This is a genomic window from Knoellia sp. Soil729 (assembly GCF_001427985.1).
Taxonomy (GTDB): Bacteria; Actinomycetota; Actinomycetes; order Actinomycetales; family Dermatophilaceae; genus Knoellia.
The window spans coordinates 348,319-367,886 of record NZ_LMSA01000003.1 but is presented as its reverse complement, the minus strand read 5'-3'; the positions used below and the strand labels follow the sequence as shown (position 1 = coordinate 367,886).

General features: G+C 69.7%; 17 protein-coding genes and 1 tRNA gene. 10 read left to right on the top strand and 8 right to left on the bottom strand.

All coding sequences use genetic code 11. The features are described from left to right. Positions 1 to 22 precede the first annotated feature (22 nt). Positions 23 to 1,162 carry a thiolase family protein gene (locus tag ASG74_RS13520; protein WP_056144473.1) on the bottom strand — a complete coding sequence of 380 codons (1,140 nt, stop codon included), beginning with the start codon at positions 1,160 to 1,162 and terminating at the stop codon, positions 23 to 25. Beyond that, entirely contained in the window at positions 1,159 to 2,193 is a 1,035-nt protein-coding gene (locus ASG74_RS13515) for an AMP-binding protein (RefSeq protein WP_156465397.1), read from the bottom strand. The genes ASG74_RS13520 and ASG74_RS13515 overlap by 4 nt, the downstream gene beginning before the upstream one ends. Before the next feature lie 51 nt (positions 2,194 to 2,244). Between ASG74_RS13515 and ASG74_RS13510 the strand changes: the two genes are divergently transcribed. From ASG74_RS13510 to ASG74_RS13495, 4 genes are all read left to right on the top strand, one after another. Then, positions 2,245 to 3,288, top strand: coding sequence for a chorismate-binding protein (locus ASG74_RS13510; RefSeq protein WP_082569741.1), 1,044 nt, complete (start codon positions 2,245 to 2,247; stop codon positions 3,286 to 3,288). Then, positions 3,285 to 4,133, top strand: coding sequence for an aminotransferase class IV (locus tag ASG74_RS13505; protein ID WP_200942611.1), 849 nt, complete (start codon positions 3,285 to 3,287; stop codon positions 4,131 to 4,133). The genes ASG74_RS13510 and ASG74_RS13505 overlap by 4 nt, the downstream gene beginning before the upstream one ends. Then, the gene (locus ASG74_RS13500; RefSeq protein ID WP_056144468.1) at positions 4,130 to 4,594 is read left to right on the top strand and encodes a TIGR02611 family protein; all 465 of its coding nucleotides are present in this window, start codon (positions 4,130 to 4,132) and stop codon (positions 4,592 to 4,594) included. Before ASG74_RS13505 ends, ASG74_RS13500 begins: the two co-directional genes overlap by 4 nt. Positions 4,595 to 4,676: 82 nt before the next feature. Further along, positions 4,677 to 4,750, top strand: a tRNA-Val gene (locus tag ASG74_RS13495). A gap of 242 nt (positions 4,751 to 4,992) precedes the next feature. On the opposite strand, the gene ASG74_RS13490 is transcribed toward ASG74_RS13495, so the two are convergent. After that, complete coding sequence (locus ASG74_RS13490) at positions 4,993 to 5,574, bottom strand: DUF5067 domain-containing protein (RefSeq protein WP_082569740.1); 582 nt, start codon at positions 5,572 to 5,574, stop codon at positions 4,993 to 4,995. A gap of 488 nt (positions 5,575 to 6,062) precedes the next feature. Between ASG74_RS13490 and ASG74_RS13485 the strand changes: the two genes are divergently transcribed. Genes ASG74_RS13485 through ASG74_RS13475 form a run of 3 tightly spaced genes read left to right on the top strand, consistent with a single transcriptional unit; the run spans position 6,063 to position 9,867 of the window. Then, a complete protein-coding gene (locus ASG74_RS13485) occupies positions 6,063 to 7,466 on the top strand; it encodes an FAD-binding oxidoreductase (RefSeq protein ID WP_056144466.1) in 1,404 nt (467 codons plus the stop codon). Further along, entirely contained in the window at positions 7,463 to 8,746 is a 1,284-nt protein-coding gene (locus tag ASG74_RS13480; protein ID WP_056144463.1) for an SAM-dependent methyltransferase, read from the top strand. The genes ASG74_RS13485 and ASG74_RS13480 overlap by 4 nt, the downstream gene beginning before the upstream one ends. Then, positions 8,743 to 9,867 (top strand): NAD(P)/FAD-dependent oxidoreductase, encoded by a 1,125-nt coding sequence (locus ASG74_RS13475; protein ID WP_056144811.1) that lies wholly within the window; start codon positions 8,743 to 8,745, stop codon positions 9,865 to 9,867. Before ASG74_RS13480 ends, ASG74_RS13475 begins: the two co-directional genes overlap by 4 nt. On the opposite strand, the gene ASG74_RS13470 is transcribed toward ASG74_RS13475, so the two are convergent. The 3 genes from ASG74_RS13470 to ASG74_RS13460 are packed head-to-tail and all read right to left on the bottom strand — an operon-like array spanning position 9,843 to position 13,164. Next, a complete protein-coding gene (locus ASG74_RS13470; RefSeq protein ID WP_056144460.1) occupies positions 9,843 to 10,493 on the bottom strand; it encodes a class I SAM-dependent methyltransferase in 651 nt (216 codons plus the stop codon). The genes ASG74_RS13475 and ASG74_RS13470 overlap by 25 nt on opposite strands. Continuing rightward, positions 10,490 to 12,436, bottom strand: a complete 1,947-nt coding sequence (locus ASG74_RS13465) for an acyl-CoA dehydrogenase family protein (RefSeq protein WP_056144457.1) — start codon at positions 12,434 to 12,436, stop codon at positions 10,490 to 10,492. The genes ASG74_RS13470 and ASG74_RS13465 overlap by 4 nt, the downstream gene beginning before the upstream one ends. Before the next feature lie 2 nt (positions 12,437 to 12,438). Next, positions 12,439 to 13,164, bottom strand: a complete 726-nt coding sequence (locus ASG74_RS13460; protein ID WP_056144454.1) for a TetR/AcrR family transcriptional regulator — start codon at positions 13,162 to 13,164, stop codon at positions 12,439 to 12,441. Positions 13,165 to 13,275: 111 nt separating this feature from the next. Here ASG74_RS13460 and ASG74_RS13455 point away from each other — a divergent pair, with 111 nt between their 5' ends. Genes ASG74_RS13455 through ASG74_RS13445 form a run of 3 tightly spaced genes read left to right on the top strand, consistent with a single transcriptional unit; the run spans position 13,276 to position 16,763 of the window. Further along, positions 13,276 to 14,565, top strand: a complete 1,290-nt coding sequence (locus tag ASG74_RS13455) for an acetyl-CoA C-acetyltransferase (protein WP_056144451.1) — start codon at positions 13,276 to 13,278, stop codon at positions 14,563 to 14,565. A gap of 3 nt (positions 14,566 to 14,568) precedes the next feature. Beyond that, positions 14,569 to 15,906, top strand: coding sequence for a 3-oxoacyl-ACP reductase (locus tag ASG74_RS13450; protein WP_056144448.1), 1,338 nt, complete (start codon positions 14,569 to 14,571; stop codon positions 15,904 to 15,906). Then, entirely contained in the window at positions 15,906 to 16,763 is an 858-nt protein-coding gene (locus ASG74_RS13445) for a MaoC/PaaZ C-terminal domain-containing protein (protein WP_056144445.1), read from the top strand. The genes ASG74_RS13450 and ASG74_RS13445 overlap by 1 nt, the downstream gene beginning before the upstream one ends. A gap of 89 nt (positions 16,764 to 16,852) precedes the next feature. On the opposite strand, the gene ASG74_RS13440 is transcribed toward ASG74_RS13445, so the two are convergent. Beyond that, the gene (locus ASG74_RS13440; RefSeq protein WP_056144442.1) at positions 16,853 to 18,757 is read right to left on the bottom strand and encodes an alpha/beta hydrolase family protein; all 1,905 of its coding nucleotides are present in this window, start codon (positions 18,755 to 18,757) and stop codon (positions 16,853 to 16,855) included. 38 nt (positions 18,758 to 18,795) lie between these two features. After that, positions 18,796 to 19,548: an N-acetyltransferase gene (locus ASG74_RS13435; protein WP_235498965.1), complete on the bottom strand. Its 753-nt coding sequence runs from the start codon at positions 19,546 to 19,548 to the stop codon at positions 18,796 to 18,798. Positions 19,549 to 19,568 lie beyond the last annotated feature (20 nt).

Below are 19,568 nucleotides of genomic sequence, written 5' to 3'. Positions count from 1 at the left end.
GCCCCGCGTGCGCGCGGGCCGGTCAGCCCACGCGCTCGACCAGGAGCGCGACACCCTGACCGCCACCCACGGCGATCGCGGCCAAGCCGAGGCGCGGCCCGTCGGACCTGACCATCTGGCTGAACAGGCGCACTGCAAGGACCGCGCCGGAGGCACCCCACGGATGCCCGAGGGCCAACGCGCCGCCCTCGACACACACCCGCTCGTCGTCGAGCCCGAGCTCATCGCAGCACGCCAGGACCTGCGCGGCGAACGCCTCGTTGATCTCGATGACGCCGACGTCGTCGAGGTTGATGTCGTTGCGCTGCAACAGGTGTCGGATGGCGGGGACGGGCCCCACGCCGGGCAGGTTGGGGTCGACACCAACCGTCTCCCAGTCGAGACAGGCAAGACCCGGTATGCCGTCCGCCCGCCTGCGCTCCTCACTCACGATCGCGACGGCAGCAGCCCCGTCGTTGATCCCGCAGGCATTGCCTGCGGTGACGGAGCCCCCGGGTGAGAAGGCAGCCGGGAGCCGGGCCAGCGTGCCGACCGAGAGGTGGGCGCGCACCCGCTCGTCGCGGGACAGCTGCTCGAGGGTGACGAGCTCGGCGTCGAACCGGCCGTCATGCTGGGCCGCGGCGGCACGGGAATGGGAGCGGACGGCATACGCGTCCTGTCGTTCACGACTGATGCCCCAGCGGCGTGCCACGTGGTCGGCGGCGTCACCCATCTCCGGGTCACCGAGGTCGGCGGGGGAGAACGGTGCTCGTGAGTAACGCTGTGGTGCAGCACCATCGACCGGTGGCCACATCCGCCAGGGTGCAGTGCTGGCGCTCTCGGCTCCTCCTGCGAAGACGGTCTGCGAGGTGCCGGAGCGGATGAGGGCACAGGCGGTCGTGATGGCTGCCAGACCGCTGCCGCACTGCAGGTCGACGGTGAGTGCCGGAGTCGTGACGTCGAAGCCGGCGGCCAGGGTCGCGACACGAGCGACGTTGCCACCGGGGCCCATGCAGTTGCCAAGCACGACCTGTGACGGCTGCTCCACACCAGAGTCATGGGACACGCTGCGCAGGACGGGTGCCGCAAGGCGTTCGACCCCGACGTCGCGGAGCGCGTGTCCCGACGAGCCGATCGGGGTTCGTCGAGCGGCGACGATGACCGGTGTCGAGGGGTCGGTCATGTGACTGCCTCACGGGCTCGTGCCGTGGCGAGGCGTCGTCGGACCTCGGACCGGTCGACCTTGCCAGCCGCGGTGAGGGGGAGCTCGTCCCAGCGGTGCCAACGCCGGGGGAGGTGCGCCGGGGCCACCAGTGCGGCTGTGGCAGAACGCAGCTCGCCGAGGTCGAGGGATGACGGTGCCACCACGACCGCCTCCACCACCTCCCCGAGGTCGGGATGGGGCGTGCCGACGACCACGACCTCGCCGACGGCTGCGAGGGAGCGGATGGCCTCCTCGAGGTCAGCGCACAGGATGGTGGCGCCACCGGACGTGACGGCGTCGTCGCCCCGTCCGGTGACGACGAGCCCGGTGTCCCGGTCCCAGTGGCCGCGGTCACCGACGGTCGCCCAACCGTCACGACACCGTTGCAGAGGACCGGTCTGGCCCGGGGCGTAGCCGTCGCACAGCCAGGGACTGCGAGCCCAGACGACGCCTTCTCGCAGCTCGAGCTCGACCTCGGGGAAGGCCTCGACACGACCACCAGTCCGCATCGCGACGAAGCTCAGCTCAGCGGCGCCGTAGTAGTCGACCACCTCGACGCCGGCCGAGGCGACGCGCCGTCGGGTGACCTCGGGCAGCGCCGCGCCGGCGCACACGATCGTGCGCAGGCTGCCGAGATCGCGGTCGAGGAGCGCGGCGAGCATGCTCGGGGTGAGGTGCGCGATGGTGCAGGTGGTGAGCGCCTCCTCTGCCTGCGCCACGCTCCAGCGGGGCAGGTGCACGACATCGGCACCCGCGTGGGCGGCGTGGGCGTTGGCGAAGGCGAACATCGAGCCGCTGGGCGGAGCGGGGACCAGCACACGGTCGTCCGAGGTCGTGCCGGTGAGGCGGCTCACGTGGTCGAAGCTGTCCTCCCACGACGCGAGCGACCGGACCACCGTCCGCGGTGTGGAGACGGTCCCCGAGGTCCGCAGCTCCAGCCAGGTGGCGCCACCCTCCTCGCGCAGGACTCCCATGGTCCGCAGTGCACGCCGCGCGGGGGAGTCGGTCACGAGCACACGGTCTCACACAGGCCCACGAGTCCTGCGCCTACGATCAGGCCCGTGGCGTGGGCGAGGTTCAGCTCCCTGGACGGGGGAGTCATCGAGGCGAGCGGCATCGACGCCGTCACGCACGACGTCGACGAGATCGCGTCGGGGTTCTGGGCCGTGGTCCTGACGTTCGAGGGGAACCTCACCGCGGTGCGGATGTCGAGTGTGGCCCGGGACGCGGACCTGGCTGTGGACCTCGCACGCCCGACCTGGGCCGGCGTGGACGGGAGGTGGGAACGCAGCCTTGACGACACGGCATACCTCAAGGGGGTGAGCGAGATCCGCGAGCGGATCGCGCGAGGCACGGTCTACCAGGTCAACCTCTGCCGAGTCCTGAGCTGCGAGGTCGGTGAGGTGAGCGTGCGAGCGCTGGGTGCCGTTCTCGCACAGGGCAACCCGGCTCCCTATGCGGCGACCATCGACATCCCCGAGGCGGGGCTCGAGATCGCTTGCGCGTCACCGGAGGCCTACCTCACGCGTCGCGGCACCACGGTGACGTCGAGCCCCATCAAGGGAACGGCCGCCACTGCCGCAGAGATGCTGCCCAAGGACTTCGCGGAGAACGTCATGATCGTGGACCTCGTCCGCAACGACCTCCAGCACGTATGCCGTCCGGGCACCGTCCGTGTCGACGACCTGTGCCGCGTCGAGGAGCACCCCGGCCTCGTGCACCTGGTCTCGGACCTCTCCGGCGAGCTGCGGGAGGGGGTGACGTGGCAGGGGGTGCTCGATGCGTCGTTCCCTCCCGGGTCGGTCTCCGGAGCGCCGAAGCACACCGCGCTGCAGGCCATCGCCGACCTCGAGCCGGTCGCGCGGGGGCCGTACTGCGGCGCCATCGGGTGGATCGACGCGGACCGCGACGAGGCGCTGCTGGCTGTGGGCATCCGCACATTCTGGGTCGACCGGACGGACTCCGGAGTGGGTCTGCTGCGCTTCGGCACCGGCGCGGGCATCACGTGGGGCTCCGATCCGGCCGGGGAGCTGTGCGAGACCGAGCTCAAGGCATCGCGACTCGTGTCTCTCGCGCGTGGGGGATCTGGGATGGTTGCACCATGAGTTCGATCACGGTGTGGGTGGATGGTCAGGTCGTCGATGCAGCAGCGCCGTCGGTGCGCGCGCTCGACCATGGTGTGACCGTCGGGGACGGGGCGTTCGAGACGTGCAAGATCGTGCGCGGTGAGGCGTTCGCGCTGACGCGACACCTGCGTCGGCTGGGACGGACCTTGTCGGGGCTCGGACTGCCGGCGGTCGACGAGGAACGCGTGCGTGAGGGAGTCGCCGCGGTGCTGGCGGCGGGCGAGCCGGTCGACTTCGGCCGGGTGCGCATCACCGTCACCGGTGGTGCGGGCCCTCTGGGCTCGGACCGGCACGAGTCCCCGGCCACGATCATCGTTGCAGCGACTCCCTCCGCCCCCCATGCGCCATCCGCGTCGGTCGTCACGGTCCCGTGGGTGCGCAACGAGCGAGCTGCCACAGCGGGACTGAAGACGACCTCATACGCCGAGAACGTCATCGCCGTCACCCATGCCCGCTCGCGGGGAGCCGAGGAGGCTCTGCTCGCCAACACGCGTGGGGAGCTGTGCGAGGGGACGGCGTCCAACGTCTTCGTCGTCACCGACGGTGTGCTGCGGACCCCGCCGCTGGACAGCGGCTGCCTCGCCGGCATCACACGCGAGCTGACGATCGAGTGGTGCCGCAAGGCTGGGCTGGAGGTGGTCGAGGAGGCCATGCCGTTCGAGGTGCTGGAGAGCGCCGACGAGGTCATCATCACCAACTCCTCACGCGACGTGCAGGGCGTCCACCTCGTCGACGACCGCCAGCTGCCCGCCCCCGGCCCCGTGACCGCCCGCGCCATCGAGGTGTGGCGCACCGCAGAGGCCGACCTGGGGATCGACCCGTGAGCCCTGCCCCGCCCTCGGGACGGGCCAGTGAGGACGTCGCCGACGCCGACGTCGAGGACTCCGAGAAGGACGACTGGGCCTGGCGGCGACGCATCAAGGCCAACCGGACGACGGCCAAGATCTACCGGGTCGGTGTCTTCGTCCTCGGGCTGCTGATCGTCGCGCTGGGACTGGTGCTCATCCCGTTCCCCGGTCCGGGGTGGCTCATCGTCATCGCGGGGCTTGCGATCTGGGCCACGGAGTTCGAGCGGGCGCAACGGGTCCTGGAGTTCGTCAAGAAGAACCTGCGCCAGTGGGAGGAGTGGGTCAAGCGACAGAACCTCATCGTCAAGGCGCTGGTCGGTGTCGTAGGCATCGCCTTCATTGCTGCGGTGCTGTGGCTGACCTTCCACTTCTCCGGCATCCCGGGGTTCTTCCCCGACGGCGTCACGAACTGGATGCAGACGACCGCGCGGGTCTGAGCTGATCGTTGTGCTGCGACCCTGATTTCGCCGGGGGAGAGGTGGCAGGTATTCTCAGTCCGCCCGCTTCCCAGCGGGTGCCGGACGTGTAGCTCAGCTGGTTAGAGCGCTCGCCTCACACGCGAGAGGTCAGGGGTTCGAGTCCCTTCACGTCCACCGGAAGGCCGCGGCGTCGTATGTGTGCGCGCGCACGGGCAGCTTGATTGATGCATCACCTTGTGGTGACCCCTGAGCCACCCACGGTGTCCCCAGTACCGGGGAACCAATGTTGAGCTTTGCTTCTACAGCAGGCTGCCCCTCCGGCGGCGGGCCGGAGGGGCAGGAGTTGGTGGTTCTTGGGGAGCGGTGGATCCCTTACTGGGTTGCCAGAGCGGGACAACTGGTCTGGTCGACCCTTGCTACTTGAGGGCGTAAGTCGACTTGCCGATCTCAGACATTCCGAGATCGTTTGACGCCACCAGAACTACCGGAGTCGTCTGGTCGTCAAGTTCGTAAGCCACGGCGTTTTCGACAGTGCCTCCCTTCTTGATGTTCTCCGTCTGAGAATCTAAGAACCTGTCATCCGGCAGACCCGCGACCTGCAGTTCATTCTCCGCGTTCGGGTCGTTGTCCTGGAACGCCGTGAACACCAAAATGAAGTCCGTCGGATTCACTTTCTCTTCAGTGAGATTCGTCGTCTTGTACCAGAGCGCGAGGACGGGCTTTGATCCGTATTCGTTGCCCTTCTTGCCGACACCGATCACCGTGTGTTTCGTGATCTCGATCTTCATTTTGGGCGTGGTCAGAACGCCATCCACGAAGGACGAATCGTCCTCCGGAGTGTCACTAGGAGCGGCAACCGATTTTGACGGTGTGGATTGACTACCCCCTGACGAGGGCGACGTGGCCACTTCGTCGCTCTTTGTCGACGCGCCGCCGCACGCGCTGAGAGCCAGAACTAGGGCAGTCGCCGCGCACGTGTTGAGTACTGACTTCGCCATTCGATGCTTCCCCCTTTTGCCCGCCGTCTCTATTGCAGCGGTTACATGATGTCTACTACTCGGTGCGCCGCATCTTTGCATGTGACCACTTGCATGACGTACCCGGCCCAGATTCGGGGTCGGCGCGTTGATCACTCCAAGGCAGAAGGGCATCGTTGCCCGCGCAAGGGCTGTGGACCAAGCACTTGCGAGAAGAGAGCCGGCAGTCGTGTGCCACGCACACGACGGGTTCTTCGAGACCATGGGGACAGGCGTACTTCCCGAGGGCGGTTCACCTCGCTGGGTCTTGATGTCGTGAGCGTCTTTCGCAGACCGTCCCCTAGGGCACGGGTCATTGCGCGTGAGATGCGCACCCCCGGCACTTGGTAGGCGACCATGATCTTGGGCCCGCCTTCACCTCCACCCTCACAAGCTCGGTGCCGCCACCGAACTCGGACACGGTGCACTGGGTGCGACGGGTCTGTCACCACAGGCGTAACGTGCGCAACATGGAGCAAACCCTCCCGGTGTCGACGCGCACCGACGGGGAGCGACGGCTGCTCGACAGCTTCGCCGCCATCCCGCCGACCGAGCGCGTCCGTCTGGCCAAGCGCACGTCCAACCTGTTCCGTGAACGCACTCGCAGCTCCACACCGGGGCTCGACACGAGCCGCCTGACGGGCGTGCGCGTGGTGGATGCAGGCACGCGGACGGCAGACGTCGACGGGATGTGCACCTACGAGGACCTCGTCGCGGCGACGCTGCCACTCGGGCTCGCGCCACTGGTCGTGCCGCAGCTGCGCACCATCACCCTCGGCGGTGCAGTCACGGGACTGGGGATCGAGTCGTCGTCGTTCCGCAGCGGACTGCCCCACGAGTCCGTTCTCGAGATGGACATCCTCACCGGCACGGGCGAGATCGTCACCGCGCGACACGACAACGAGCACTCCGACCTGTTCCACGGCTTCCCCAACTCCTACGGGTCGCTCGGCTACGCGACGAGGCTGCGCATCGAGCTCGAACCCGTGAAGAAGTTCGTCGCCCTGAGGCACCTGCGCTTCCATGACCTCGCGACGCTGTGCTCCGCCATCGATGCCGTCGTCGACTCCGGCAGCCACGAGGGTGAGCAGGTCGACTACATCGACGGGGTCGTCTTCACCCGAGACGAGGCCTACCTGACCCTGGGGCGCCAGGTGGACGAGCCGCCCGCAGCGGGCCCGAAAGCACCCAGCGACTACACCGGCCAGGCGATCTTCTACCGCTCCCTCCAGCACGACGACAAGGCGGCGAAGCGCGACCTGCTCACCATCCACGACTACCTGTGGCGGTGGGACACCGACTGGTTCTGGTGCTCGCGCGCCTTCGGCGCCCAGAACCCTCGGCTGCGCCGCCTCTGGCCGAGCCGTTGGCGCCGCTCCAGCGTCTACTGGAAGCTCGTCGCCCTCGACCAGCGGCACGGCATCTCCGACCGCATGGAGGCCCGCAAGGGCAACCAGCCCCGCGAGCGCGTCGTCCAGGACGTCGAGCTCCCTCTCGAGCACACCGCCGAGTTCCTCGACTGGTTCCTCGACGAGGTGCCGATCGAGCCGATCTGGTTGTGCCCGTTGCGCCTTCGCGGCGACACCACGTGGGGGCTCTACCCGCTGACGCCTCACCGCACCTACGTCAACGTCGGCTTCTGGTCCACCGTCCCCGGCGGCACGGGGGACGGGCAGCCCGGTGCGACCAACCGTGCCATCGAGCGACGCGTCGCCGAGCTCGACGGCCACAAGTCCCTCTACTCGGACTCCTTCTACTCCCGGGAGGACTTCGATGCCCTCTACGGCGGCGACGGGTATGCCGCCCTCAAGGACACCTACGACCCCCGCGGACGGTTCCCTCACCTCTACGACAAGGCGGTGCGACACGCATGAGCAGCACGACCCGTGAGACCCCCACGATTGCCGAGCTCGTCGACTCGGCGGTGGAGGGGCCCCTCCCACTGCGCATCACGGCATACGACGGTTCGAAGACCGGACCGGACAGCGCTTCGCGCACGGTCCACATCGCCAACCACCGGGCCGTCTCCTACCTCGCGACTGCGCCGGGCGACCTCGGCATGGCGCGCGCCTACACGACCGGGGACCTCGTCCTCGAGGGCGTGCACCCGGGCGACCCCTACGACGTGATCGTCGACCTGGAGCGCCTGCACTTCCGTCGGCCCGACCCCCGCCTCATCCTCGACCTCGCGCGCGTGCTCGGCCCTCGGGGCCTCACCCCACCACCACCGCCGCCCCAGGAGTCGTTGCCGCGGTGGCGACGCGTCACCGAGGGGCTGCGCCACTCGTTCACCCGCGACAGGGAGGCGATCCACCACCACTACGACGTCTCGAACCGGTTCTACGAGCTGGTGCTCGGGCCGAGCATGGCCTACACCTGCGCGGTCTTCCCCGACCGGGAGAGCGGGCTGGATGCCGCTCAGGAGAACAAGTACCGCCTCGTCTTCGACAAGCTGGCGCTCAAGCCGGGGGACCACCTCCTCGACATCGGCTGCGGCTGGGGCGGCATGGTCCGGTATGCCGCGCGGCGGGGTGTGCGGGCCACCGGGGTCACGCTGTCCCGGGAGCAGGCGACGTGGGCGCAGGAAGCCATCGAGCGCGAGGGGCTGGGCGACTTGGCCTCGGTGTCGTTCGACGACTACCGCAACGTCACCCAGACCGGCTTCGACGCCATCTCCTCCATCGGCATCACCGAGCACATCGGCGTGCAGAACTACCCGGACTACTTCAGGTGGATGCTGGCCCACGTCAAGGAGGGCGGCCTCGTGCTCAACCACTGCATCACCCGCCCCGACAACCGGCCCAAGAGCACCGGAGCCTTCATCGACCGCTACATCTTCCCCGACGGCGAGCTCACCGGGTCGGGCCGGATCATCACGACCATGCAGGACGTCGGCTTCGAGGTGCTCCACGAGGAGAACCTGCGCGAGCACTACGCGATGACCCTCGCAGGGTGGTGCGACAACCTCGTCAAGAACTGGGACCAGTGCGTGGAGCAGGTGGGCGAGGGCACGGCCCGGGTCTGGGGTCTCTACCTCGCCGGCTCACGCCGCGGCTTCGAGCGGAACGTCGTCCAGCTGCACCAGGTCCTGGCGGCCCGGCTCGACCAGTCACGGCTCCCACAGGTGCCGCTGCGTCCGTGGTGGTCGGCATGACCGTCGTCATCGTCGGCGGAGGCCTGGCCGGCGCGACCGTCGCTCAGACCCTGCGCGAGCGGGGTGACGACGGGGAGATCGTCATTCTCGCTGCCGAGCCGCACCTGCCCTACGAGCGGCCGCCGCTGAGCAAGGCGGTCCTGCTCGGCGACAAGGGGGTCGACAGCGCCTATGTCCATGACGAGGCCTGGTGGCGCGAGCACGACGTCGAGGTCCGCACCGGCACCGAGGTCCAGTCCATCGACCTCGCTGCCCGCACCCTCGTCACCAATGCGAGTGAGCAGCCCTACGAATGGCTCGTGCTCGCGACGGGCTCGGAGCCGCGCCGGCTCCGCCTCGCCGACGAGTCGGGTCGACCCGTGCACTACCTGCGGACCATGGAGGACTCGCTGGCGATCAAGGAGGCGCTGACCGACGGCGCGCGCATCTCCATCATCGGTGGCGGGTGGATCGGCCTCGAGGTCGCTGCGGCAGCACGCAACGCCGGCTCTGCGGTGACGGTCCACGAGGGTGCCGAGCTTCCGCTGCTCGCGGTGCTCGGCCCGGAGGTGGCCCAGTCCTTCGCTGACCTGCACCGCGCCCACGGCGTCGACCTGCGTCTCGGGGCGCCCGTGACGGCCGACGACCTGTCGGAGGCGGATGCCGTCGTCGTCGGCATCGGTGTGACGCCACGCACCGCGCTGGCGGAAGCGGCCGGGCTCGAGGTCGACAACGGTGTCCTCGTCGACGAGCTCCTGCGCACCTCGGACCCCCACGTGCTCGCCATCGGCGACATCGCCAACCAGCAGCACCCCGTCCTCGGCAGGCGGATACGGGTGGAGCACTGGGACAACGCCATCGGCCAGGGCAAGGCTGCGGCCGCCACGATTCTCGGCTCGGCCGAGCCCTACACCAAGCTGCCCTACTTCTTCACCGACCAGTACGACCTGGGCATGGAGTACTTCGGCAACGTCGGGCCCGACGGCTACGACCGCGTGCAGACGAGCGGAGACTTCGGTGGAGCCTTCCGCGCGTGGTGGATCCGCGACGACACGGTGGTCGCCGCCATGCAGGCCAACGACTGGGATGCCTCCGACGTGATGCGCAACAGCGTCGGTCAGGCGCCGCCGCCGGCCTCCTGAGCCGGGTCGGCAGCGCTGAGCAGCCACACGGCATACTCCGCGTTCGCCGGGTGGAGCTCGTAGCTGCCAGCGCGCAGGTCGACCTGCAGGCCTGCGGTCGCGACGTCCCGGACGAACTCCTCCGGTGGGTAGGTGCGACTGCCCCCTGGTCCGGCGGTCAGGTGGAAACCGATGAGCATCCGACCCCCCGGGCTGAGCAGGGCGCGCAACGTGGTGAGGGCGCGCACCTCGGTCTCCTCGGCGAGCAGGATGAAGACGTTGCCGACGGCAACGACGAGGTCGTATGCCGTGGGCGCACCATGCGCTTCCAGCGTCTCCGACGAGAGCTCGAGGACGTCGAGCGGCAGGAGTCCGATGCCCGGGTAGGTCGACTCGGCCTGGAGCACGAGCGTCGCATCCGGTTCGATGCCGATGACGTCGTGGCCACGGGCGCGCAGGCCGGCCGTGACCCGGCCCATGCCGGCGCCGACGTCGAGGATGCGAGCAGCCCTGGGGGACAGGGCATCCGCGAGCCGGGCTTCGCCGTCGACGTCCTCGCCGCTGGCGACGAGGGCTGCGAAGCGGGGCCCGTAGCCGTGAGCTGCCCCGCCGCTCAGGGCCCAGCGGCTGGGAGGAATGTCGTTCATGCCGAGGGTGCAGCCGTGCTCGGCAGTGGTTCGAGGAGTCCGGGGGCGCCCAACCACGCGTCGGGGATCGCGAACGCGTCGACGAGGGTGCGGGCGTGCGGTGCGAGGTCCTTGCACAGGACTCCGACGCTGCGGATGACGGCCTTGGACCCCGACGGCGTGAGCCGGCCGTGCTCGAGGTACCAGCCGCGGTGGCGCTCGATCGTCGAGAGCGCGAAGAGGTCGGTGACCTGGTCGAGGAGCGCTTTGGCGGGCCCGTCCTCGCACTCCTCGCACGCCGAGCCGAGCGCCTCGAGCAGTACGCGGTCGACGTGGGCCTCTGCGGCGGCCAGCAGGTGGTCCTGGGCGTTGTTGAAGATCCGGAACGTGTCAGCGGGTTCTGCCTTGGCCGCCTTGGCGAGCCGCAGGGCGACCCCCTCGAGCAGGTGCTTCTCGCGATCGACGAAGAGGGAGAGCTGGCGACCACGGTGCAGCTCGCCCTCGTCCGTGTCCTCGCTCGGCGCCCGGGACTTCAGCCGCGCGATGAGTCCCGCTGCCGGGGTCTTCTCCAGGATGGACGAGGCGGTGAAGCGTGAGGCGAACGCGATCATCGCCAAGGGGGAGTTGTCCTCGAACGTCTCCTGGAACTCGGTCAGCAGGCCCTTGGCGACCAGCTGCAGCAAGACGGTGTTGTCCCCCTCGAAGGTGGTGAAGACGTCGGTGTCCTCCTTGAGGGTCGTGAGCCTGTTCTCGGCCATGTAGCCGGCACCACCACACGCCTCACGGCACATCTGGATTGTGTCCGTGGCGTGCCGGGTGGCCACGGCCTTGATGCCGGCGGCCCTGGCCTCCAGCTCGCGCTGCGACTCCTCCGGTGCGTCGCCCTCGTGGCCGGCGACCTCGTGCATCATCTCGACGAGCTCGTTCTGGGCGAGCATGAGGGCATAGCTCTTGGCGATCGCCGGCAGCAGCTTGCGCTGGTGCGCTCGATAGCTCATCAGCGTCAGCTCCTCGTCACCGACGGGAGCCGCGAACTGCCTTCTGTGCAGGGCATATCGAGTCGCCAGTGTGAGCGCGGACCGGGTGGCGGCACCTGCCCCACCGGCGACCGAGACGCGTCCGCGCACCAGCGTGCCGAGCATCGTGAAGAAGCGCCGCGACGAGCTGTCGATGGGGGAGGTGTAGCTGCCCCGGGCGTCGATGTCGCCGTAGCGGCCGAGCAGGTTCCACCGTGGGACGCGCACCTGGTCGAACTCGAGCGTGCCGTTGTCGACACCGGGCAGCCCACCCTTGGCGCCGCAGTCACCGATCGTGACACCGTCGACGGGGCGGCCGCTCGAGTCCCGGATCGGCACGAGGACGCAGTGGACGCCGTGTCCCTCGCCGTCGGCGGTGACCAGCTGCGCGAAGACCGCGGCCATCCGTCCGTCCCGCGCGGCGTTGCCGATGTAGTTCTTCTGTGCGCCGGGAGTGGGGGAGTTGATGACCAGCTCGTCGGTCGAGGGGTCGTGGGTGGCGGTGGTCTCGAGGTGCTGCACGTTGGAGCCGTGACCCGTCTCGGTCATCGCGAAGCAGCCGAGGATGGTGCCGTCGAGCATTCCGGGCAGGTATGCCGTGTGGTGGCGTTGCGTGCCCAGGTTGGCGATCGCTCCACCGAAGAGCCCGAACTGGACGCCGGCCTTGACCAGGAGAGAGAGGTCGGTGTGGCCGAGCATCTCGAACGCCGTGACCGAGGCGCCGAAGTTGCCGGTCCCGCCCATGCCCTTGGTCAGGCCGTCCGGAGCGAACTTCTCCCTCGTGAGGGTCATGAGCTGGGCGGTGGTGTGGGCCCGGTACTCCTCCTGGGTCAGCGGCTCGCTGGGCGGGGCGAAGCGCTCGAGGTCCTCGTGGGTGCGCAGGGCGGCGCGCACGTCGCCCCACCGTCCGTCGAGGATCTCGGTCAGGGCACGGGCAAGGTCGTCCACAGTCACTCCTTGTCGGGTGTGGCGTCCGCGATCGGCCACGCCGACGACAGTCCGCCCCAGATGAACTCCGTGAGGTGCTCCTTGAGCGTCTCACGCGACGTGCCGGAGTCAGCCGCCCCGGCACGAAGCCAGGCGTCGCCGGCGGCACGGGCCATGCCGACGACCGCGTGTCCCCAGGTGAGCGCGGGGTCGGTGCTGCGTCCGGCGCTGGTGAGGGCCGCCGCGATGAGCGCACCGATCTGGACGGCCACCGACTGGCTCACCGCGGAGGCGAGGTCGATCGTCTCCGTGCGTTCGGAGGGCGGGACCAGCGGGGCGGCCACGATGAAGCGGTAGACCTCGGGGTCGTGCTCGACGAGGGCGAGGTAGGCGTCGACGGCGGCTGCGAGCAGGTCCCGGGGCGGGGGGGCCGAGGGCTCGGCGACGGGACCCGTGAAGGTGGAGACGTCGCCCACCGCTCGGGTGATGTCCCGCAGGATGTTGGTGTTGACGCGCTCGGCCACAGCACCATAGAGACCGGCGCGGTCGGTGAAGTGGCGGTAGAAGACCGTCTTCGAGGTGCCTGCCGAGCTGGCGATGTCGTCCATCCCGACTCCGGCGCCCCGGCTGCGGATCGCGCGCAGCGTGGCCTCGACGAGCTCCCGGCGACGCTGCGTCCGGTGCTCGTCCCAGCGGCTGCTGCGCCCGTCGACGGCGTCGTCGCCCTGCGGGCTCGTGGTGCTGCTCACAGATCGGACCGTAGCAGGTGAACACGGGTACCTGCTACCGTCAGTACCGGATATGTGTCGCGTCCCACGTGACCGCCTCGTCCACCTCTCGACAGACCTCAGGAGCACACGGTGACACCAGCCAGTCCCCGCCGCGCCGCCATCCTCGGCGGCAACCGCATCCCCTTCGCTCGCCAGTTCGGGCCCTACGCGAACGCCTCGAACCAGGACATGTTCACGGCAGCCCTCGAGGGCCTGGTCGCGCGCACCGGCATCGCCGGCGAGCGCCTCGGAGAGGTCGTCGGCGGCGCCGTGATCAAGCACAGCCGCGACTTCAACCTCACGCGCGAAGCGGTGCTCGGGTCGAGCCTCGACCCGCACACCTCCGCCTACGACGTCCAGCAGGCCTGTGGGACAGGTCTCGAGAACGCGATCCTCGTCTCCAACAAGATCAAGCTCGGCCAGATCGAGTCCGGCATCGCCGGTGGTGTCGACACGGCCTCCGACGCCCCGATCATGGTGTCGGAGAAGCTCCGTCGCAAGCTCCTCAAGATCAACCGCGGCAAGACCACGCTCGACATGGCCAAGGCGGCCCTCGCCATTCGCCCCGGCGACATCGGCATCGCCACCCCCGCCAACACCGAGCCGCGCACGGGCCTGTCGATGGGTGAGCACATGGCCATCACCGCCAAGAAGTGGGGGATCACCCGCGAGGCCCAGGACGAGCTCGCCGCAGCGAGCCACCAGAACCTTGCCGCGGCATACGACCGCGGTTTCTTCGACGACCTCATGACGTCCTACCTCGGCCTCGCCCGAGACCAGAACCTGCGGGCGGACTCGACCGTCGAGAAGCTCGGCAGGCTCAAGCCGGTCTTCGGCAAGGGCGAGGGCGCGACGATGACGGCCGGCAACTCGACGCCGCTGTCCGACGGCGCCTCCGCCGTCCTCCTGTCGAGCGAGGAGTGGGCCGCCGAGCACAACCTGCCGGTGCAGGCCTTCTTCGTCGACGGTGAGGCTGCGGCCGTGGACTACGTGCACGGCGACGAGGGGCTGCTCATGGCTCCCGCGTATGCCGTGCCGCGCCTGCTCGCTCGCCAGGGCCTCTCGCTGCAGGACTTCGACTACTACGAGATCCACGAGGCGTTCGCGTCGACCGTGCTCTCGACGCTGAAGGCGTGGGAGGACGAAGACTTCTGCCGGGACCGCCTCGGGCTCGAGAAGCCGCTGGGATCCATCGACCGTTCCAAGCTCAACGTCAACGGTTCCTCGCTCGCCGCGGGCCACCCCTTCGCCGCCACCGGTGGGCGCATCGTCGCCTCGTTGGCCAAGATGCTGCACGAGAAGGGTGCGGGCAGCCGCGGCCTGATCTCCATCTGCGCTGCCGGTGGGCAGGGCGTCGTCGCGATCCTCGAAGGAGCCTGAGCCATGGCCTTCAACTACGGGCAGTTCGTCAGCGGAGGCGTCGGCAAGCAGCTCGCCACCACCCTTGGCCTGCCACGCCCGGCGCGGCTGCGCCGGCACAGGCTGGGCGCCTCGCTCGTCCCCGGAGAGGTGCTCGTCGCGGGTCACGGCGACGCTCCGGTGGCCGACCGCGTGCGTCACCTGCTGGCCGAGGCCGGCGTGCAGGTCGCATCGCAGCCCTCGACCTCCGTGGCTGCGGTCGTGCTCGACCTCACCGCCATCGACACGCCGGCCGACCTCGAGACCCTGCGCGGTGTCGTGGGCCCGGCACTCAAGACGCTCGCGCCCACCGGCCGCATCATCGTCGTCGGTCGTCCGCCCGAGTCGGCCACGTCGGTTCCCCAGGCCGCCGCGCGCCGCGCGGTCGAGGGCATCGTGCGCTCCATCGGCAAGGAGATGCGGGGCGGCGGCACCGCCAACACCATCCTCGTCGCCGAGGGCGCCGACGCCGGTGTGGACGCCACGGTGCGCTTCCTGCTCTCAGGACGCTCGGCCTACGTCTCGGCGCAGGTGTTCCACGTCGCGCAGCCGGTGGCCGACATCGTCGCGCCGGCGGACTGGGACCAGCCGCTCGCCGGCAAGGTCGCGGTCGTCTCCGGTGCCGCCCGCGGCATCGGAGCGGCGATCGCCGAGACCCTGGCGCGTGACGGAGCCACGATCGTCGCCGTCGACGTACCCGCGGCCGGTGGCCCGCTCGCCGAGGTGGCCAACCGTCTGGGCGGGTCGGCCCTGCAGGTCGACGTCACCGCGCCTGACGCGGGCGCCAAGATCGTCGAGCACGCCACGGCGCGTCACGGTGGCTTCGACATCGTCGTGCACAACGCGGGGATCACCCGCGACAAGCTGCTGGCCAACACCGAGGCCGACCGCTGGGACTCCGTCCTCCAGGTCAACCTCCTGTCGATCCTGCGCATGAACGAGGCGCTCATCCCGGCCATCAAGGACGGCGGCCACATCGTCAACGTGTCCTCCATCGCGGGCATCGCGGGCAACCGGGGCCAGACCAACTACGCCGCCTCCAAGGCCGGTGTCATCGGGATGACGCAGTCGCTCGCCGCTGAGCAGGCAGTGCGCGACAAGGGGATCACCGTCAACGCCGTCGCCCCCGGGTTCATCGAGACGGAGATGACGGCCAAGGTGCCCTTCGCCACCCGCGAGATCGGTCGCCTGACCAACTCCCTGCAGCAGGGTGGCCTGCCCGTCGACGTCGCCGAGACCATCGGCTACTTCGCCTGGGACGCCAACCGGGCGGTCACCGGCAACGTCGTGCGTGTGTGCGGCCAGATGCTCCTGGGGGCCTGATGCCCCAGCAGGAGACGTTCAGCACGGCACCGTCCTTGGCCAAGGTCTTCGTGCGCGCAGCCGTCGCCGGCAAGAAGTCCGGGTCCACCCTGCCCACGAGTGAGCTGGTCCTGGCAGGGCACAAAGTCGACCGCCAGCACCTCATGGACTACCAGCGCCTGTGTGGGTTCGGGGTCGATGACGTCCTGCCGCACACCTATCCACACATCCTGGGCTTCCCGCTGCAGGCCGAGCTCATGGCGCGCAAGGCGTTCCCGTTGCCGCTCATGGGGCTCGTCCACGTCGAGAACACCATCACGGTGCGGCGCTCCCTCACGAGCGACGACGTCCTCGACATCGCCGTCCACGCCGAGAACCTGCGTGAGCACCCCAAGGGCCGCCAGGTCGACCTCGTCACCGAGGCCATCGTCGACGGCGAGCCCGTGTGGAGCGGCCGCTCGACCTACCTCGCACGGGGCAGGGGCAACCCCGATGCGGAGCGTGGCGCGCAGGCTCCGTCCATGCCCCAGGGTGTGGCCGCGGCCCAGTGGTCGTTGCCGGGCGACCTGGGCCGGCAGTACGCCGCGGTCTCCGGCGACGTGAACCCGATCCACCGGCACGCCCTCACGGCGAGGGCGATGGGCTTCCCCAAGGCCATCGCCCACGGCATGTGGACCTACGCCCGTACCCTCGGGGCGCTCGGGCGCAGCGTCAACGGTCCCAGCACGTCCCACGTGTGGTTCAAGAAACCGGTCCTGCTGCCGGGCAAGGTGGACTTCGTCGTGGACCGCACGCAGTCGCCCGTCGTGGCGGGACTGCGCGCAACCCGCAAGCCCGAGACTGAGCACCTCGTCCTGACCCTGGACGCAGCGCGCTGAGGTGAGGTTCGGCAACGGCGCGTCGCGGACTTTTCGAGGGAATTGGTGAGAAAAGTCCGCGACACGCCGTTGGCGGGGGCGGGGGCGGGTCAGTTGTCCGTGGGGGTGTCGGGGCAGGGGGTGAAGCCGAGGACCCGCCCGTAGAAGGCGAGCTCGCGTGACAGGGCGTCCTGGATGGTCGCTGCAGCCCGGAAGCCATGACCCTCGTCGGGATAGATCACGAGCTCGACCTCCTCGCCGGCGGCACGCATCCCCGCAGCCATCACCTCGGCCTGCGCGGGAGGCACGACCTCGTCGATCCCACCCTGCAGGAGCAGCACGGCACCGCCCAACGAGTCGAGGTGGTGGATGGGGGAGCGCTCGACATAGACGTCCTTGGCCTCCGGGTAGGGACCGACCATCCGGTCGAGGTAGCGCGACTCGAACTTGTGCGTGTCCGTCGTCATCGCCTCGAGGTCCGCGATCCCGAACAGGCTCGTGCCCGCGGCGAAGGCGTCACTGCTGGTGAGCGCCCGCAGGACGGTGTAGCCGCCGGCGCTCCCACCGCGAATGGCGAGCCGGTTGCCATCGACGAAGCCGGCATCGGCCAGCGAGCGGGCGCCCGTCACGACGTCGTCGATGTCGATGACGCCCCACTGCCCGAGGAGCCGGTCGCGGTAGGCCCGACCGTGCCCGGTGCTGCCCGAGTAGTTGACGTCGAGGACCGCGAAGCCACGCGTCGTCCAGAACGCGCGAGCGAGCTGCAGCCCCGCCTCCGTGCGGCTCGTCGGACCGCCGTGCACGAACACCAGCAGCGGCGGCAGCTCACCCTCGGGCCCGGTCACCTCCGGGTGTGTGGGTGCCAGGAAGATCCCGTGAACGTCGTCGCCACCCGTGTTGGTCCAGGTCCACGGCTGCGCCGTGCTGGCGTATGCCGGGTCGAGACCCTCGTCGCGGCTGCGCCGGAGCGTCGTGAACGGACCCTCCGCCGGCCCGCGCACGACCGACGGGAGCTGCGAGAGGGTGCCCACCCGCACGACGACCTCGTCGCCGACGGACTGGAGCTGGTCGAACTGCACTCCCTCGAGCGGCACGTCCACCAGCTCGCCCGACCCACGGTCGAGCATGCCGAGACGGCCCACCCCGTCGGCCCACCAGTGCACGAGCACGCGGCCGTCCTCCAGGAGGGCGAAGTCACTCATGCCCAGGACCCACTGGGGCTGCATGACGTCGGCCTCCATCGGGTGCACGGGTGCAGGCCCGGCACCGCTGTCGCACGTGAGGTTCCACCAGCCCGACTCGTCGGAGACGAACCAGAGGGAACCGTCGGGGCCGAACGTGGGCTGACCCACGGACACGTCGGCTCGCCCCTCGACGACCGACCACTCGAGAGGTCCGTGGTCCACCAGTGCTGCTCGGCGCAGAGTCGTGGTGTCCCAAGGCATGTTGGGGTGGTCCCAGGTCACCACCGCCACCTCGGTGCCATCGGCAGACAGGGCGGGTCGACCGACGAAGTCCGTGCCCTCCCACAGCACGGCGCCCCCGTCCGCGTTGTCGCCGTCGAGCGAGAGCCGCACCAAGGTGTTTCCCGCCTCTGCAGCACCCGAGTGCTCCTCTCGCACGGCGAGGACGAAGCCGTCGCCGAGCACGAGCCCTCCGTAGCGGAAGCCTCCTTCGGGCGTGATTGCGCGCAGCGAGCCGTCCGCCGAGACGACGTGCACCCGCAGGTCGGGCATCGTGGTGATGACGACGGTCCCGGACCGGACGGCATACGCGCCGCCGCCGTACTCGTGGACTCGCGACCGGACGTTGACCTCGTCGCCGACCACGTCCTCGACGGCCCCGGTGCCACCGACGTGACGGACCAGGACGACGCGGCCGCCCTCCCAGGGCCGGGACTCCAGCCAGTAGGTGTCGGGTCCGTCGACCCGGACCTCGTCCAGCATCCGGGTCGCGGCAGTCATGGCGTCGGGGGACAGGGGAGAGGGCCAGCTGCCGAAGGGGAGTGAGGTCATGGCGCCACGCTAACGCGCCCGTCCGCGGCACGCGCGGGTCACATCCGGTGGTGCACCCACACCCCGGGCTCGACGTAGACGGCATGGTCGTGCTCCACGCTGACGTGCACGGGGTTGAGGGCGAAAGGCACCTCGACGTCGCCGGACCGGTCGAACGGCAGCCCCGTCCAGCCGCGCCACTCCTCGAGGGTGCCGGAGATCGTCATGGCCCGGGGGCAGACCTTGACCACCTCGGCACCGATGCGCACGTGCAGCCGGAGCCAGGGGTCCTCGGGCAGCCCGTCCTCCCTCAGCCTCGCTACGTAGTCGGGCATCGGCAGGTGTGGGTGGAGGTGCTTGCGACTGGGACGCACGGGCGCGACGAGGTCGGTGAAGCCGTGGCGAGCAGCGTTCTGCCGCTTGGCCTCCAGCATGACCGACGCCAGACCGGTGCCCTGCAGGTCCGGCCGGATCGCGACCTCGAGCGCGGACACGTGGGTCGGCTCGCGACCGGCAACCTCGTCGTACCAGGCCCACGTGATGACACCGTCCCAACCGTCGTTCGGGAGCTCCGTCCGCCCCAGGTCCTCTCCCATGGCGAACGGGATCGAGTGCGACTTGGCGACGAGGCGACCGGGGTCACCGGCGTCCCAGGCGACGAGCGTCCACGCGGCGAAGGTCGTGGCAGCCCGTGAGTAGTACTGGTCGCTCACGGGGTCCCACTTCATGAACTCGGGCCACGGGTCGTCGAACTCCCGGAGCAGCGGTTCGAGGTCCGGGCGGTCGGCGAGGCTGGCGATGCGGAGGTCCACGCCCCGACCGTACGACCGGA

Coding starts and splice junctions, on each gene's coding strand:
- ASG74_RS13520 (WP_056144473.1), bottom strand. CDS start 1,162: ATGACCGACCCCTCGACACCGGTCATCGTCGCCGCTCGACGAACCCCG.
- ASG74_RS13505 (WP_200942611.1), top strand. CDS start 3,285: ATGAGTTCGATCACGGTGTGGGTGGATGGTCAGGTCGTCGATGCAGCA.
- ASG74_RS13490 (WP_082569740.1), bottom strand. CDS start 5,574: ATGGCGAAGTCAGTACTCAACACGTGCGCGGCGACTGCCCTAGTTCTG.
- ASG74_RS13485 (WP_056144466.1), top strand. CDS start 6,063: ATGGAGCAAACCCTCCCGGTGTCGACGCGCACCGACGGGGAGCGACGG.
- ASG74_RS13480 (WP_056144463.1), top strand. CDS start 7,463: ATGAGCAGCACGACCCGTGAGACCCCCACGATTGCCGAGCTCGTCGAC.
- ASG74_RS13475 (WP_056144811.1), top strand. CDS start 8,743: ATGACCGTCGTCATCGTCGGCGGAGGCCTGGCCGGCGCGACCGTCGCT.
- ASG74_RS13470 (WP_056144460.1), bottom strand. CDS start 10,493: ATGAACGACATTCCTCCCAGCCGCTGGGCCCTGAGCGGCGGGGCAGCT.
- ASG74_RS13450 (WP_056144448.1), top strand. CDS start 14,569: ATGGCCTTCAACTACGGGCAGTTCGTCAGCGGAGGCGTCGGCAAGCAG.
- ASG74_RS13445 (WP_056144445.1), top strand. CDS start 15,906: ATGCCCCAGCAGGAGACGTTCAGCACGGCACCGTCCTTGGCCAAGGTC.
- ASG74_RS13440 (WP_056144442.1), bottom strand. CDS start 18,757: ATGACCTCACTCCCCTTCGGCAGCTGGCCCTCTCCCCTGTCCCCCGAC.